Below are 17,042 nucleotides of genomic sequence, written 5' to 3' on the forward strand. Positions count from 1 at the left end.
AATAGAACATAATGATCAAACTTTTATATCCTCCAATCCGATAAAGCCGTTGGACGTTTGTGTCAGTGCATGCCCGAATCCACTTTGAAACCCCTCACATTCCAGCAAACAGCAACGAACTGCTTTCAAATAATATTCCACCATAGGATGATGTATAAACAAATCTGCCTGCAGGACACCTTTACTCAGCACAGGCGGAAGCTCTATACGCCTCTCGATGCAAAAATCCCCTTTAGGTAAATGACTGATACTCCCGTAATAATGTCCCGGAGCATAAGTAGCATAAGGCACTTCCGTCCTGCTCTTCAAAACCAGCATTACATCATACATCATATCCTCTTCAGAATATCCCTGTATTTTCACAGTCAGAAAATTCTGACCTCCATGAATAGTGGAAGAGGCACATTCCGTTCCGTTTATCTCAATGCAATCTATATGAAGCGTATTTTTCGTCCAACCCACATAATCTATAATTTTACTTTTCCGGACCGTCCCTTTCTCTTTCAAGTAATAATCGATGGCAGAATGAACCGTCCCTTGATAAACCGCGGTACCATTTTCCAAGCATATTCCTTTTGTACACAAACTTCTTACCGCTGCCATGTTATGACTGACAAACAAGACTGTCCGTCCCTCTCCTTTCGACACATCCTGCATCTTGCCAATAGCCTTCTTTTGGAATTCCGCATCTCCCACTGCCAACACCTCGTCCACCACCAGAATTTCCGGCTCCAGATGGGCGGCGATAGCAAATCCCAACCGCACGGTCATACCCGAAGAATAACGTTTCACTGGAGTATCGATATATTTCTCCACACCGGCGAAAGCCACAATCTCATCCAACTTGCGGGTAATCTCCGCCTTGGTCATCCCCATGATGGAACCATTCATATAAATATTCTCCCGTCCTGTCATTTCGGGATGAAAGCCTGTACCCACTTCCAGCAAAGAGGCAATACGCCCCCGTGCACGGATACAACCGGCAGTAGGAGAAGTCACCCGCGAAAGGATTTTCAACAAAGTGGACTTTCCCGCACCGTTCTTACCTATAATACCCAGCACTTCACCTTCCTCCACATGGAAATTAATATCTTTCAACGCCCATACAAAATCTCCCGTCGCTTTCTTGGAACGGTCATTCTCTTCCCCGATTCTGAGATACGGGTCCTCCTTTCCACGGATCCGCGCCCACCAACGATTCAAATCACGGCTCAGCGTGCCGGTTCCGATGCTTCCCAATGCATATTGCTTGCTGATATTCTGAAACTCTATCGCTATTTTTCCCATTCTGTCCCTTCTTTTAAATCACATCCATGAAACTACGTTGCACTCTATTAAAAGTCACCATCCCCCAAAGCATTATCACCACTGTAAACACCAACGTGTAGCCTAAGTGGAACCAACTGAAAGTCCCCACCCCCAAGAATCCGAATTTAAATGTTTCGATAAGGGAAGTCAGCGGGTTCGCCACAATGATCCACATATACTGCTCATGACTCTGCCTCATCACGGACAAAGGGTAAATAACCGGAGTGGCATACATCCACAACTGTACCCCGAAAGTAATCAAGAAACGCAAGTCACGGTACTTGGTCGTCAAGGAGGATATCAATAATCCGAACCCCAAACCAAGTCCTGCCAACATGAGCAGCAGCAAGGGAGCCAACCAAGCATATCCGTTGACCATCAACGAATATCCGTTGCACAAATAGTAAATATAAATTAAAACGAACAATCCGAACTGAATGCCCATCTTTATCATGCAAGATATAACGATGGACAAGGGTACCACCAGACGAGGGAAATATACTTTTCCAAATACATTCTGATTGGCGTTGAACGTATCCGAACAGCGGCTTAAACACTCCGAGAAATAATTCCAGCAAAGTAAGCCCGCCATATAAAACAGCGGTTGGGGAAGTCCGTCGGTAGGAATACCGGCAATACCGCCAAAAACAAACATGAACATGACGGTAGTAAGCAGTGGCTGGATAACAAACCATAACGGTCCTAAAACAGTCTGTTTATAAAAAGTGACGATATCCCGTCTGATATACATTACCAGCAAATCCCTATACAGCCATACCTCTTCCAGATCCAACCGGAACAAACCGGACCGAGGCTTGATCACAATATCCCATTTTTCCTGTTCATCTTGTACCATACACTACTTTTTTTAGTAAATTATTCCAACTGTCACATACCTTCTCTATATGAAATGTATCAGCATACTCCACCGCCTTATTTCCCATCCATTCCCAATCCGTCCGATCAGCCATATACGACATACAACCGGCCAGCTGAGCTATATTCCCTGTTTCAAAAAGAACGGCCATATCTTTGTCTTTCAACAACTCGCGCGTTATCGGTAAATCAGATGCAATAACAGGTAACCCGTGCGCCATAGCCTCTATCATCACCAGGCCGAATCCCTCCCAACGGGAACTCAGCACATACATACTGGAATGTGCATAATACTCCTGCACCTCTTTCGTGAAAGGATGCAGCGCGATGCTCTTTTCCAATTCATATTCATTGATCAATGAACGGTAAAGCGCTTCCTCAGGACCCTCCCCCACAATTTCCAGTGTCCAGTCCGGATGAGTTTTCACAAAAACAGAAAAAGCTTTTATTAAAATATCAAATCCTTTATGTCCGAATGAAAAACGACCGACCGCCAAAATCCTTCTATATTCCTTCTTTCCCCGACCTTTAGGCAGTACAGTCAGAGGATTGTATATCACCTCGCAGCACAGGTTCATTTTCCGAAAGAAACAACCGGCATCTGCATGACTTAAAACCACCCTCTCGTCCAATTTCCCCATCTGGACTTGAAAAAAGCAATCCAATCCCGGCAAATAGGGAGTTTCTTTCTCAAAGAATGCTTCATAAGAATTATGCAGCCACCCAACAGTCTTTGTCCGGATCCGACTCTTTACTGCAGAGAGGTGCAGAGCCATAAAAGCATGTACCCCGATGACTACATCACATTGCCGGGCATTTATTTTCCTTGCCAATGTCCGTTTATAAGAAGAAGGGAAAAAACTGGCAGCATACCATTCTGAAGTCAGCCGGGTATGAGGCAACCCATGTTTATATAAAAAACTATAGCCTTTACATAACAAACGCTCGATGAAAGAGGAGGCGGAATAAGAGAAAGAATCAAACCGCACGGTACTTTCGGCATATCCGTACATCGACAAGTCCGTACAAGTATCCGTGGTCAGTATCGTGACTTCATGTTTTCCGGACAAAGCCTTGGCTATTTCAGCCAACACACGCTGTACTCCGCCGAAACTGAAGACAGTATCACAATAAAATAATATTCTCATGGAATTTAGATTACACTCTTTCTTCGCAAAGATACAATAAAGAAATGAAAATAAATGCGGAATGAAGAAAGAATATCATATAATACAAAGCAGGTATCTGCGGCACGTACATACGTATAGAGCGGCACGTACATATGTGAAATCCTGCTCCCCCAAAAACAACAGGTCAAATAAAAAAAAGACCTTGTTCTTTTTTAAAAAGATGGCGAGCTTTTTTAAAAACCTCCTGATCTTTTTACTGCCATCGGAAATTTGCCATATTCCATAGAGGTATCCCCCCTTCAGACACACTTTTTGCAAAGAAAAAGCCTGAGAACATCCTACTTCATATTAAATCGGAACAACTTATAAAAAAGGATATATTACTGATAACAAATAGATTATATGAAATTCTGCTCCAAAAAACAGTGAGGGCATGAGAGCATAAGTGAGAGCTACAATTTTTACCATCACTATACAAATAGTTCATAAACAACCAGTTGTGCACACAATGAGGGCATGAGGGCATTATCACCCCGAATTTCCAGTGAAAGATTCTCATACTCATCGAGATATTATCAAGATAATGCATGATGCTGAATATAAATCAATATCTTTGCAAAAAGAAGAAGAATGACAAAGAACACAAGTTACCATTACAGCATCATTATTCCGCACAAGAATACCCCCCGTCTTCTGGAACGCTGTCTGTGCTCAATTCCCACTTGGGATGAAATTCAAATCATTATCATTGATGACAACAGCAATTCCGAATCTGTCGATTTTTCTCATTTTCCGGGAAACGGCAGAAAAAATACGGAAGTCCTGTTCACTAAGGAGGGAAAAGGGGCAGGATACGCACGGAACATAGGGCTCTCCCACGCCCGTGGCAAATGGATTATCTTTGCAGATGCAGACGATTTCTTTACAGCCGATTGTTTTACTATCTTAAACGAATACATGGACAGCCCCCATGAAGTCATCTATTTCAATGTACGTTTTGTCATGTCCGACAATCCGTCCCAAGAAAGCCGACGCGGAACTTACTATACCAACTTCTTCAATGATGTAAACCCGGAAAACAAACTGCGATACCAATCTCAAGTTCCTTGGGGCAAAATGATAAGGCGCAGCTTCCTGTCAACATTCCACATTCAATTCGATGAAACAAGAATAGCCAACGATGTGTATTTTTCATGCCTTGTCGGTATATATGCCCCCAAAGCAACCACAGACAGAAGAATCATTTATTATTGTACCGAATCCGGCCAGTCCCTTGCTATGTCCAAACAAGACCGCGAGAGTTTAATCATACGGTTTAACGCAAGCATGAAATGCAACAGACTGTTGCGACAAGAAAAAATCCACTATTACCTGTCACCACTTCCGTGGTGTATCCCTTCGGCAAAAACAAAAGAATGGCTCCCCGCCAAATACTTTTTTGAATACCTGTTTTTCTTCCGCCTGCAAGCATTCAAAGAATTATATTATGCTTTTTCCGCTATCCTGTCACATATGAATGAGCCGGCCACAAAAGAAACCGACAACCAATGTAACAAGAAGACTACCAACCTAAGGGAATAATATTCATTACACAAGAAGATTCAACGGTACAACCTTCCCCATATCTTATAATACAATTTGATCAGATTAGCGTATTTATACAATATGTGATGTCTGTAAATCCCCCAATTCAAAAGCAGAGAAAAAGGATAGAACAAATTCAATTCGTACAAAACCTCCATAGGCCGGAACTCTCTGCAATGCTTCCTTATCAGATTTCTTTTAAACTTATCTATCGCATCATTACTTTCCCTTGTAACCCCTATTACAGCAGCATTATACACCACCGGCATCAACTTGTTCAAAATGAAACAGATATTTTCAGCATACAATTCCTGTTCCATGTGCTCATTAAAAACAGTCAAGATAAAAATAAAATCCTTTGCCGGCTTGTCAAAGTCCGTTTTCGCCTTATTCATGGTTGAGAAAGGATTTGAACGCCTGTAGAAATAAGTAAAAGAATTGACGGAAGCAAACGTTTCCACCTTTTTATACAGAAAATAGCACCACAAAAAGTCCTCAAACAAAATGCCCGTCCTGAAATAAATGGCATTCTCTGTCAGCACCTCCTTTCTGATCAATCTGTTGACCGGAGTGGATGTTATTTTCGAATCCAGAAACAGCTTGTTGATACGTATCCGTCCTTCCGTATATCTTTGCAAATCACTGTTTTTGTTTTCCATCCCTTCTGAATAAGAATCCCCCTGCACCAAGTCAATCCCCGGATATCTTTTCGTTTCCTCCCATAATTTCTCCAGACAATTCTCATAAAGCATATCATCCGAATCTATAAAAAAAAGATAACCACCCCGGGATAGTTCTATTCCCTTGTTCCTTGCCGCAGAGACTCCTTCATTCCTCTCATTTCTCACGATCCTAAAACTGATGTTCCCTTTATATCCGGCCAGCTTTTCCTCTATCAGGCGCATACTGTTATCCGGAGAGCAATCATCAATGATGATACACTCAAAACAATCAAAAGTTTGGTTGATTATGGAATCAAGACATTCTGATACGTATTTTTCCACCTTGTAAACCGGCATCACCACCGTTATCTCTTTCATCATTATCTGCTAATCATTATAAAATGCAATATTCGCAAAAACAAATGATACTCACAACATTCCAAAGACTTTAATTACTAAATAGCCCCATCTTCATCCATTGAAACCCACTTTTTACTCCGAATACAGCCGACATTCCATAAAAAAACGGATATGGACAGGAATTTCAACAACTTCTTATTGGATATATAAAAAGAATACACTATTTTTACGGAAAAACAAACCAGGGGAATGAAAATAGTATATGTATACGACTCCATAGCCCGTATAGGAGGCATGGAACGGATTTTAACGGATAAGATGAATTACTTGGCCGAAATTTATGGGCACGAGGTCTATCTTATCACTTCTTCCCAAGGCAATCATCCTTTTTCTTTCCCGTTATCCCACAAAGTGGAACATATCGATCTGGATACAAAGTTTCATTTGCAATACCAGCATCCGCTTCTGGAACAATTGAGAGTGGGATGGACTTTGAACCATAAATTCGAACAAAAATTTAAAAAAGAGATTAGGCTCATCAATCCCGATATCATATCAGGAAATACCAGTTTCAAAGCGGATTTGATCTGTAAATTAGACTGCAAGGCAAAGAAAATCATAGAATCGCATTGCGCCAAAATATACACCCGGATACCTGCAAACCGCAAAAAGAGTTTTTTTAAAGATATAAAAGACAGATACGTCAGCTACCAATGTTTCCGTGATGTAAAACGATACAGCGATGCTATAGTCACACTGACACAAGGAGATGCCGCCATGTGGGGACAACATCCGAATATACATATCATTCCGAACACCACCTCTATTGATATACAAACAATCAGCTCCTGTGAGGCTCCCCGTGTAATAGCGGCAGGCAGACTGACCTGGCAAAAAGGATTCGACAGACTGGTTGACGCATGGAATATCGTGCAGAAACGCCACCCCGACTGGATACTGGATATATTTGGTGAAGGATTTTACAAGGATAGCTTAACCCGGCAGATTAAAGACAGAAAGCTGGAACACTCCATCACAATTCATCCTTTTACACAAAACATAACGCAAGAATACCTGAACAGTTCCATTCTGGCCCTAAGCTCCAATTACGAAGGTTTTGGACTGGTCTTGATCGAAGCCATGAGTCTGGGTGTTCCTTGTGTTTCTTTCGACTGTCCTTTCGGTCCATCGGAAATCATCAGAAACCAGGAAGACGGACTCCTCGTCAAAAACGGAGATATACAAGGATTTGCCAACGCTCTTTGCCACTTGATAGAACATGAAGCAGAAAGAAAAGCTTTTGGCAAAAGAGCTAAACAAAATATAACACGCTACTCACTCCGAAACATCATGCCGCAATGGGAAATGTTGTTTCATAAACTGACTGAAAAATGACCATCGTTTATCTATACACAGCACTATGCACCGTGGGAGGCGCAGACCGGAGCATCATCCAAAAAGCGAACTATCTGGCTGACGAAATGCATCAGGATGTATTTATTATCACAGATTCACAAAAAGAACGCCCGCCCGTTTTCCCGATATCTCCCAGAATCAGGCACATTGACATAGGAATTGATTTTGACAGACAATATCATCACAACCTGTTAGTAAGAGGATATTATTATTTTACCCTGATGCACCTGTACAGAAAGAAGCTGGAGTATTGGCTGAAAACCTTGAAACCGGATATTGTCATCAGCACATTGGGCCGAGAATTGGATTTTCTGACACAACTGGATGATGGAAGCGTAAAAATAGGAGAATCCCATATAGCCAAACCATACACTCGTAACCTGCATCTGATGGAACAACGGGGATTCCCATACAAGCAAATCGCACGGCATTGGAGAAAGAAACAGGAGGAGGCTGTAAAAAAACTGGATGCGCTGGTTGTTCTGACACAACATGATGCGGATAATTGGAAAGAAGTGAAGAAGGCTTGTGTCATACCGAACTTCTTACCTTTCTCACCCGAAAAAGGGAGTTCTTGCCTGGAGAAAAGAATCATCAGCATAGGAAGATACAGCGAACAGAAGGGGTATGACCGCCTGATTGAAGCCTGGATCAAAGTCAATCGGAAGCATCCCGACTGGCATATCCGCATTTACGGAGAAGGACAGGATAGGAACAGCCTGCAAGAGCTTATTGAAAAGCATCATATAGAAAACAGTTTTTCACTATGCCCTCCGACAAAAAGCATTCAAGAAAAATATCTGGAAAGTTCCATATACGTCATGAGTTCACGATTTGAAGGATTACCGATGGCACTTCTGGAAGCGATGGCATGTGGTGTTCCCTGCATTTCATTCGACTGCCCGTACGGACCTGCCGAGATTATCACTCCGGAAGAAGACGGAATACTGGTGAAGAACGGAAACACGGACGAACTGGCTGACGCGATATGCCGGCTGATAGAGGATACGGACAAACGCATACGGATGGGAAAGCAGGCCCAAAAGAATATCCAACGTTATTCACGCGAAGAAGTGATGAAACTGTGGGATGAACTATTCAACACCTTAACAACTGCCCGACCATGAATATCATCTACCTCCTTTTCCACGGACTATCCCCTTACAGCGGCATCAGTAAAAAGATCTTGCATCAGGTTAAAGGCTTTGAAGCATGTGGACACCGGGTAAGTTTATGCACATACAGCATAGCGGACAACGGCCACCGGGTAAGGATGATAAACAATGAAATAATAGAAGACTACGGAACAGGCAAACCGGCTGCGGCGAAAAGAAGAGTTTCCTACCAATGCATATACCGCTATGCTATAACACATCAAGTGGAATTAATCTATGTACGCTCTTTCCATAATGCAAATCCGTTCACCATCCGGCTGTTCAGCAAACTGAGGAAAGCCGGAATTAAAATAGCGATGGAAATACCTACCTATCCTTACGACAGCGAATACGCCGGTTTCCCACTGGTCACACGCCTGGGGATACAAGTGGATAAAGTATTCCGAAAGACATTGGCAAAACACGTGAACGCCATCGTCACTTTCTCAGACTATCACTGTATATTCGGCCAACGTACCATTCAGATATCCAATGGAGTTGACTTTGATTCCATTCCGCTGAAAAAGACGGTTTCTAAAAATACCTCCGTCATTCATCTACTAGGAGTGGCCGAAGTACATTATTGGCACGGTTACGACCGCCTGATAGAGGGTTTGGGTAAATATTACCAAAACCCGGCAAACACAACCGTATTTTTCCACATCGCAGGAGGTATATGGAAATCCGAAATGCATGATTCACAACACGCTCCCGGATTTTATGAACTTATCAACAAATATCATATAGAAAAATATGTCATCTTCCACGGACAAAAAATGAACGAGGAACTAGACGAATTATTCAACGAAGCAGACTTTGCCATCGGCAGTCTGGCACGCCACCGCAGCGGCATCGACAAAATCAAAACATTAAAAAACAGAGAATATGCAGCACGGGGAATACCTTTTGCATATTCAGAAACAGATGGAGACTTTGACAAGATGCCTTATATACTGAAAGTTCCGGCCGACGAAAGTCCCATAGATATCCACCGGCTTATCCGGTTCTATATGGAACTGGATCTGTCTCCTCGTAAAATAAGGGATTCCATTAAAAACCTGTCATGGAAAGAACAGATGATGAAAGTAATAAACAACCTGTAATACTCCCGCCTATGATCCGAATCGCCTATTGTACCCCCTCTCTCCATATCCCCGGAGGAGTGGAAAGGGTACTGACCACCAAAGCCAATTATCTGGCAGAGAATGGTAATTATGACATATATATTTTGCTGACTGACGGAAAAGGCAAGCCTCCCTGCTATACTTTATCGCCTAAAGTAAAAATCATCCAACTGGATATAGATTTTGAAGAATTATGGGAACTCCCTCTTTGGAAAAAAGTGCCGGTTTATCTGAAAAAACAAAGAATATACCGACGCAAGCTCTCTGCCGCCTTGTCTCACCTCAAACCGGACATCACAGTTTCTTTGTTACGACGGGAAATAAACTTTATCACTTCCCTCAAAGATGGAAGCAAAAAGATAGGGGAGCTACATGTAAACCGGAAAAACTATCGTAACTTTGAAAAGAACGAAAGCAACTTCATCAAGGAACTTTTTGCCAAATTATGGATGAAAAGTCTGGTGAGGCATTTAAAAAAGCTGGACAAGTTCGTTGTACTGAGTGAGGAAGACAGAGCCAACTGGCCCGAACTGCAAAATGTAAAAGTTATCAGCAACCCTCTACCCTTTCAATCCGGAACATTCAGCGACTTGAACAATAAACGGATAACCGCAGCCGGAAGATATACTTATCAAAAAGGATTCGATTTGTTACTGGAAGCATGGAGCAAAATCTGTAACCGGCATCCGGACTGGGAATTACATATATATGGCAAAGGAAACAAGACTACATATCAAGTACTGGCCGGAAAATGGAAATTAAAGAACCTTTTTCTTGAAAATGCAACCCCGGATATGCTCTGTAAATACCATGAAAGTTCTATCTTTGTATCAAGTTCCAGATTTGAGGGATTCGGAATGGTCATAGCGGAAGCAATGGCGTGCGGAGTACCTGCCGTGTCATTCGCCTGTCCGTGCGGACCTAAAGACATCATCCGGGACGGGGAAGACGGACTATTGGTCGAAAATGGAAAAACAGAAGAACTGGCCGAAAAAATAAATTATCTGATTGAGAACGAACAAATAAGAAAAGAAATGGGGAAAAAAGCCCGCATCAATGTACAACGTTTTGCTGAAGATGTAATAATGCAACAATGGATTCAGCTATTCAACAACTTATTAAACGGAACAAAACAATGAAAACAGATTCCCCCTACGACAGAGGAGACATCCATATAAATAAAAACGACAAAGTGCTGGAGATAGGTCCGGGCCATAATCCGACATATCGCTCCAACGTGATAGCCGAAAAATTTATTGACACCAATTACCACCGCTGCGGTGACGTGAAAATATACCCGCATCAGACCTTTGTACATGCCGATGGAGAAAAACTGCCCTTCAAAGACAAGGAGTTTGACTACGTAATATGCAATCAGGTATTGGAACACGTGGAACATCCCGAAGCTTTTGTCAAGGAATTATGCAGGGTAGCCCGACGGGGATACATAGAAACTCCCAGTCTGCTGGGCGAATACTTGTTTCCCAAAAAATCACATAAATGGGTTATATTGGATATAGACAACAAACTGGTCTTCTATGAAAAGAACAAGATGCCGGGAAACTATGAAAACGACTATGGAGAATTATTCCTGAATTATCTGCCTTTCCAATCCCTCCCCTACAAACTGCTGTGGCTGACGGAAGGAGATATAACCTTGAACCGTTATGAGTGGAAAGATGAAGTGGAGATACTAGTCAATCCCGAAGATGAATACTACTCCTCTTTCTTCCTCAACAAATGGAACTGGGAAATGGTGGAGAAACTATATCCCCGCCGTTCCGCCCTGACGGAAATGAAGAAGATGATTCAAGCCCTGTTCTATATCCTCAAAAACAAATTCAAATCACGATTCAGTAATCACCGGAATCCGGTCACACTGTCCGAATATATAAAAACGCATGAAGTGGTACGCTGACTATTTATCCATCTATGACAAGCCTTTCACCCAAGCCCCACAAGCGGTTATCAACCAAGTGAAAGACAAGGTCCGGCAGCTTGCAACTCATGCTCCGCTGGTTTCGGTGGTCGCCATCGCCCATAATGAAGAAAAGAGGATATTGAGCTGCCTGTGGTCTTTATGTGAAAACCAACATAACTATCCTGTAGAAATACTAGTCATCAATAATCATTCTACCGACCACACCGAAGAGGTACTAAAAGAATTAGGAGTCACCTACTTCAATGAATACCGGAAAGGTCCCGGTTTTGCCCGGCAATGCGGACTGAACCATGCCCGGGGGAAGTATCATCTCTGCATAGACGCCGACACACTTTATCCGCCCCAGTACATCAGTACCATGATAAAGGTCTTACAGGACAAAGAAGTGGCAGGTGCATACGCCCTGTGGAGTTTTCTTCCTAATGAACATCATTTAGGACTTTTCTTCTATGAGACACTACGTGATCTCTATTTGAAAATACAAAATCTGAACAGACCGGAGCTCAATGTACGTGGAATGGCTTTTGCCTTCCACACGGAAACAGCCCGGAAAGAAGGATTCCGGACAGACATACTCCGCGGAGAAGACGGCTCCCTGGCACTGGCATTGAAAAAATACGGAAAATTAAGATTCGTCACCGCCCGCAAAGCCCGTGTCCTTACCGGCTATGGCACTATTTCGGCCGACGGATCCCTGTTCAGCAGTTTCAAAAAACGAGCCATAAAAGGTTTAAGAAGCTTCACGGCTCTTTTCTATAGCAAAAACAATTACGAGGACGAAGATTCTAACTTGATAAAGTAACGACAGATGAAAATAGCAATAGAAGCCCAGCGCATCTTCAGAAAAGAGAAACATGGCATGGACTATGTAGCTCTGGAAACCATCCGGGAACTGCAAAAGATAGACCAACAGAACGAATACTTCATACTGGTCAGCCCGGGAGATGATGTTTGTTTGCAAGAATCCGCCAACATGCATATCGTGACCGTTAATTGGCCATCCTATCCGCTTTGGGAACAGATAGGACTACCGTTGGCTTTAAAAAAAATCAAACCCGACCTGCTGCACTGCACAAGCAACACTGCCCCTGTGCATGGAAACATTCCACTGGTGCTTACACTGCACGACATTATCTTTCTAGAAAAAAAACAAGGCAAGAACCAGTCCATGTACCAAAGACTGGGACGTTTCTACCGAAAAATCATTGTTCCCCAAATCCTTACCAAATGCAAAAGAATCATTACCGTTTCTCATTTTGAATGCAACCGCATCAGTCATTTCCTGCACATTGACAAACAACTGCTTGTCGCCGTATACAACGGCTATTCACAACATTTCATACCCATACGGAACGCACAGGCCATCACTGCCCGATACATAAAGAACCATCCTTACCTGTTCTTTTTAGGAAATACCGATCCCAAGAAGAATACGGCAAGGGTATTGCAGGCATACGGCATTTATTTAAAAAAATCCAGTCAGCCCCTCCCCTTGCTTATCGCCGACCTGAAAGAAGAGATCATAGACGAATATCTGAACCGGGAAGGATTACAAGAAATAAAAAAAATGCTGTATCATCCCGGATACATTCCAAACACAGAACTACCCGCTGTTTATAGTGGAGCATCCGTCTTTATATACACGTCTTTACGCGAAAGTTTCGGCATCCCCATTCTGGAGGCGATGGCCTGTGGAACTCCCGTCATCACCTCAACCACTTCCGCCATGCCCGAAATCGCAGGACCGGAGGGTATTCTGGTCAATCCGTTCGAACCGGAGGAAATTGCTTCCGCCCTCCTTCATTTAGAAGAAAATGCAGAATTCTATCAGTCACAAACTGCATATGGACTAGAAAGAGTCCGTCGGTTCTCATGGGAGAACACAGCCAGAGAAATATTGAATATATATAAAGAAATACTAGCATGAACACTCTTGAAATCCTCTTCTTCGTTCTCCTGTTCATTGTATTCTACACCTATGTGGGATACGGAATCCTGTTGTGGATATTGGTAAAAATAAAACAAAGTTTTATTTCCTTCTACGATACGGACGAACCGGAGCAAGAAACCTGCCGGAACGGCAACAACACCGACCTACCCGAAATCACCCTGTTCATCACCGCCTATAATGAGGAACAGGTAGTGGACGGAAAGATGAAAAACTGCCAAGAACTGGATTATCCCAAAGAGAAACTGCATATCGTATGGGTAACGGACGGCAGCAATGACCGAACCAATGAAAAATTAAAAGCATATCCCGATGTCACCCTATTGTTCGTCCCCGAAAGAAAAGGAAAAACAGCCGCTATGAACCGGGGCATGGGATTTGTCACCACACCTTTGGTCATATTCACAGACGCCAATACATTTATTAATCCGCAGGCCGTTCGCGAGATAGTAAAATGTTTTAACCATCCGCAGGTGGGATGTGTGGCAGGAGAAAAACGGGTGGACATGTACAGTACCGAAGGAGCGGTTTCCGGAGGAGAAGGATTGTACTGGAAATATGAATCATGGCTGAAAAAAATGGATTATCAGCTCTATTCCGCCATAGGTGCTGCCGGAGAATTATTCGCCATCCGCACCCCGTTATATGAGGAAATGCCTGAAGATACCCTACTGGATGATTTTATGTTGTCCCTGCGTATCGCCATGAAGCAGTATACGATAGCATATTGTGATACGGCATATGCCTTGGAAAGCGGATCGGCCGATATGAAAGAAGAGGAAAAAAGAAAAGTACGTATCGCGGCAGGAGGATTGCAGTCTGTCTACCGTTTGAAAGAACTGCTGAATCCGCTACGTTATGGAATCCTCAGTTTTCAATATGTTTCCCATCGCGTGCTGAGATGGTCGGTAACCCCGGTCGCCTTGTTTCTGCTCTTTCCCTTGAATATCCTGCTGGTTGTCTGTAGTGAAAGCCTCCCGGTTTATTTTCTTTTTCTTCTGCTGCAATCCGCATTCTACCTCGGGGGAGTTTATGGCAGCCTCTTGTCTGCCAAGTCCGTAAAGAACAAATTCCTTTATATTCCCTACTATTTCCTGTTCATGAACATCAATGTGATAAAAGGTTTCTTCTATTTGAAGAGACATGCCGGCGGAACATGGGAAAAGTCCCGCAGGGCATAATATTTACTCACCAAAATACTTTTTTATCATCTCACGCAAAGCGGGAGCCATGATCGGCTTGGCCATATAATCGTCACATCCGGCTTCAAAAGCCTTGTCACGGTCACTGTCGTATGCATTGGCGGTAAGAGCTATGATGGGAAGTGTCCCTCCCTTCAGACGAATTCTTCTGGTAGCTTCCAAACCGTCCATAACAGGCATCTTTATATCCATCAAAATCATATCGGGCCGGCAACTCTCAAATTTCTCAATAGCCTCCTGCCCATCATGGGCACGGTGAACTTCATACTCCTTTCTTAAAATTATAGATAATAAGAGATAATTACTTTCCGTATCTTCAGCTACCAAAATCTTTTTCATTTCTTCTTTTCATTGATTACCTTGCAAAATTACGATATAAAATGATATAAACAATATTTTTTTTGTATATTTGCTGTCAGTAACAAATATCACGCATCTAAATTCGCTAAGAGAAACAGTATATTGAGAATCATACTATTAATATGAAAATTCCGAGTAATATATTGCACGATAAGCAGTATGCAGACAAAATTCTGGAAATTACGGCTGATACTATGTTTTTCGTATATAAAGACGGCACCTGTTTAGACTTCAAGGCTAATACGACGGACTTCTTTATAAAAGAACAAGATATTATAGGGAGAAATATATTCTCTTATTTCCCCGTAGAAACGGCACGGGAGATGTATGCGGAATTCATCAAAGTACGGGCAGGAGACAAACCTTCCGCACGGAATTACAAATTAATATTGGAAGATGACGTGAAATACTACAAATGTATTATCAGCAAGTATGATGAGGAGCATTTTCTTTTTCAATACAGGGATATCACAGGCCGGAGTGTCGTCAGGCTGAAACTGGAAAAAAAGCAAAAAGATTTGTGCGAAGTAGAAAAAGCCGCAAGAATAGGATTATGGGCATACGATTCGTCCACACGGCTCTTCACTTACTCGGGATACACCCGGATATTCTGTAACGATGAGGAACAGAAACAGATTTCCATAGATGAATACATGAACTATATGCACCTTGATGACAAGGACCGTTTCAGTCAATGGCTGGAAGAAAACCTGAAGGAGAAAGATGCTTCCAATACCGTAAACTATAGACTCCTTATTGACGGAAAGACCGTCAATATGAGAATAAAAACATACCACAAAGAGGTATATATGCAAAGGACCGTATTGGAAGGATATATACAGAACACATCCGAAATTGTTTGGAAAGCAGAACGCTCCAACCAGCTGAAATCTGCCTTCCTTGCCAATATGAGCCATGAAATCCGTACGCCGTTGAATGCCATTCTGGGATTCTCACGCATTATAGCCGAAACGGAAAACGCCGAGGAAAGATTGCAGTATTACGATATTGTAGAAAAAAACAACATGCGCTTGCAGGAACTTATCAACGAGATTTTGGACCTGTCGAAGATTGAATCGGGCATGATGGAGTTCAACTATGCGCCTGTATCCCTTTATATTTTATGTGAGGATGTAAAAAACACGTATAGTTTCCGGTGTCAACCCGGAGTGGAGCTTGTTTTCGAAGAGTCCGATCCGTCACTGGTTATCTCGACAGACAGGAACCGCTTGTTTCAGGTTTTCTCCAATCTGATAGGTAATGCTACGAAATTCACCGCCAAAGGTTCTATCAGCTTCGGGTATAAATTGAAGGAAAAAGAGATTGTTTTTCATGTAGCCGATACCGGAAGCGGTATTTCCGATGACAAGATAGACAAGATATTCGATCGTTTCATCATGGCCAACAACCAAGTGCAAGGCACAGGACTGGGGCTTTCCATCAGCAAAATCATTGTAGAAAAGTTAGGAGGAAAAATAGCTGTACAATCCAAAATGGGAACCGGGACCACATTCACTTTTACATTGCCTTACATTTCGGCAAACGGAGATATGAAATGGGAGGAAAAACTTACACCGGCTTCCATTAAAGACAACAATAGAACTTCCCATCAGGAGATGACCATCCTAGTGGCGGAAGACTATCAAAGCAATTATGACTTGATAGAGGCTATGCTCGGAAAAATGTACAAACTGGTGCATGCTCATGACGGAATGGAGGCTATCATATTCTATGAACAATACAAACCCGACTTAATTTTGATGGATATAAAAATGCCTAACATCAATGGTCTGGACGCCACCAAAGCCATCCGGGAAATGTCTGCCAGCGTACCTGTCATCGCTGTAAGCGCATACGCATATGAAAAAGACAAAATAGCTGCCATAGAAAGCGGATGCAATGAGTTTTTAACCAAACCGGTATCTGCCGACTTATTGAAAATGACTATAAACAAGTATCTAAAACAAAAGTAATTT

The 17,042-nt window shown here is 42.6% G+C and carries 15 protein-coding genes; 10 read left to right on the forward strand and 5 right to left on the reverse strand.

Features of this window, described 5'->3' with window-relative positions; translation table 11 throughout:
• Positions 1-15 precede the first annotated feature (15 nt).
• From BVU_RS19895 to BVU_RS19905, 3 genes are read right to left on the reverse strand one after another with little or no spacing between them, the layout of a single operon-like run.
• Positions 16-1,287 carry an ABC transporter ATP-binding protein gene (locus tag BVU_RS19895; RefSeq protein ID WP_005843133.1) on the reverse strand — a complete coding sequence of 424 codons (1,272 nt, stop codon included), beginning with the start codon at positions 1,285-1,287 and terminating at the stop codon, positions 16-18.
• Positions 1,288-1,300: 13 nt separating this feature from the next.
• Positions 1,301-2,164: an ABC transporter permease gene (locus BVU_RS19900; protein WP_005843132.1), complete on the reverse strand. Its 864-nt coding sequence runs from the start codon at positions 2,162-2,164 to the stop codon at positions 1,301-1,303.
• Positions 2,151-3,332, reverse strand: coding sequence for a glycosyltransferase (locus BVU_RS19905; RefSeq protein WP_005843131.1), 1,182 nt, complete (start codon positions 3,330-3,332; stop codon positions 2,151-2,153). The genes BVU_RS19900 and BVU_RS19905 overlap by 14 nt, the downstream gene beginning before the upstream one ends.
• Before the next feature lie 612 nt (positions 3,333-3,944).
• Here BVU_RS19905 and BVU_RS19910 point away from each other — a divergent pair.
• A complete protein-coding gene (locus tag BVU_RS19910) occupies positions 3,945-4,895 on the forward strand; it encodes a glycosyltransferase family 2 protein (protein ID WP_005843129.1) in 951 nt (316 codons plus the stop codon).
• 20 nt (positions 4,896-4,915) lie between these two features.
• Here the strand turns inward: BVU_RS19910 and BVU_RS19915 are convergent, their stop codons facing one another.
• Positions 4,916-5,941 (reverse strand): glycosyltransferase family 2 protein, encoded by a 1,026-nt coding sequence (locus tag BVU_RS19915; protein ID WP_012055968.1) that lies wholly within the window; start codon positions 5,939-5,941, stop codon positions 4,916-4,918.
• A gap of 228 nt (positions 5,942-6,169) precedes the next feature.
• Between BVU_RS19915 and BVU_RS19920 the strand changes: the two genes are divergently transcribed.
• The 8 genes from BVU_RS19920 to BVU_RS19955 are packed head-to-tail and all read left to right on the forward strand — an operon-like array spanning position 6,170 to position 14,685.
• A complete protein-coding gene (locus BVU_RS19920; RefSeq protein ID WP_012055969.1) occupies positions 6,170-7,315 on the forward strand; it encodes a glycosyltransferase family 4 protein in 1,146 nt (381 codons plus the stop codon).
• Positions 7,312-8,463 (forward strand): glycosyltransferase family 4 protein, encoded by a 1,152-nt coding sequence (locus BVU_RS19925; protein ID WP_005843126.1) that lies wholly within the window; start codon positions 7,312-7,314, stop codon positions 8,461-8,463. The genes BVU_RS19920 and BVU_RS19925 overlap by 4 nt, the downstream gene beginning before the upstream one ends.
• Positions 8,460-9,593: a glycosyltransferase family 1 protein gene (locus BVU_RS19930; protein WP_012055970.1), complete on the forward strand. Its 1,134-nt coding sequence runs from the start codon at positions 8,460-8,462 to the stop codon at positions 9,591-9,593. The genes BVU_RS19925 and BVU_RS19930 overlap by 4 nt, the downstream gene beginning before the upstream one ends.
• 11 nt (positions 9,594-9,604) lie before the next feature.
• On the forward strand, positions 9,605-10,753 hold the full coding sequence (locus BVU_RS19935; RefSeq protein WP_185097251.1) for a glycosyltransferase family 4 protein: 1,149 nt from the start codon (positions 9,605-9,607) through the stop codon (positions 10,751-10,753).
• A complete protein-coding gene (locus BVU_RS19940) occupies positions 10,750-11,532 on the forward strand; it encodes a class I SAM-dependent methyltransferase (RefSeq protein WP_032945402.1) in 783 nt (260 codons plus the stop codon). Before BVU_RS19935 ends, BVU_RS19940 begins: the two co-directional genes overlap by 4 nt.
• Positions 11,516-12,358 carry a glycosyltransferase family 2 protein gene (locus tag BVU_RS19945; protein WP_012055973.1) on the forward strand — a complete coding sequence of 281 codons (843 nt, stop codon included), beginning with the start codon at positions 11,516-11,518 and terminating at the stop codon, positions 12,356-12,358. The genes BVU_RS19940 and BVU_RS19945 overlap by 17 nt, the downstream gene beginning before the upstream one ends.
• A 6-nt stretch (positions 12,359-12,364) precedes the next feature.
• On the forward strand, positions 12,365-13,483 hold the full coding sequence (locus BVU_RS19950; protein WP_012055974.1) for a glycosyltransferase family 4 protein: 1,119 nt from the start codon (positions 12,365-12,367) through the stop codon (positions 13,481-13,483).
• Complete coding sequence (locus tag BVU_RS19955; protein WP_012055975.1) at positions 13,480-14,685, forward strand: glycosyltransferase family 2 protein; 1,206 nt, start codon at positions 13,480-13,482, stop codon at positions 14,683-14,685. The genes BVU_RS19950 and BVU_RS19955 overlap by 4 nt, the downstream gene beginning before the upstream one ends.
• 3 nt (positions 14,686-14,688) lie before the next feature.
• Here the strand turns inward: BVU_RS19955 and BVU_RS19960 are convergent, their stop codons facing one another.
• Positions 14,689-15,045 carry a response regulator gene (locus tag BVU_RS19960; RefSeq protein WP_005843119.1) on the reverse strand — a complete coding sequence of 119 codons (357 nt, stop codon included), beginning with the start codon at positions 15,043-15,045 and terminating at the stop codon, positions 14,689-14,691.
• Between the two features lie 143 nt (positions 15,046-15,188).
• On the opposite strand from BVU_RS19960, the gene BVU_RS19965 reads away from it, so the two are divergent.
• Complete coding sequence (locus BVU_RS19965) at positions 15,189-17,039, forward strand: hybrid sensor histidine kinase/response regulator (protein WP_005843118.1); 1,851 nt, start codon at positions 15,189-15,191, stop codon at positions 17,037-17,039.
• Positions 17,040-17,042 lie beyond the last annotated feature (3 nt).

Origin of the sequence: Phocaeicola vulgatus ATCC 8482 (assembly GCF_000012825.1) — a bacterium.
Classification (GTDB): domain Bacteria; phylum Bacteroidota; class Bacteroidia; order Bacteroidales; family Bacteroidaceae; genus Phocaeicola; species Phocaeicola vulgatus.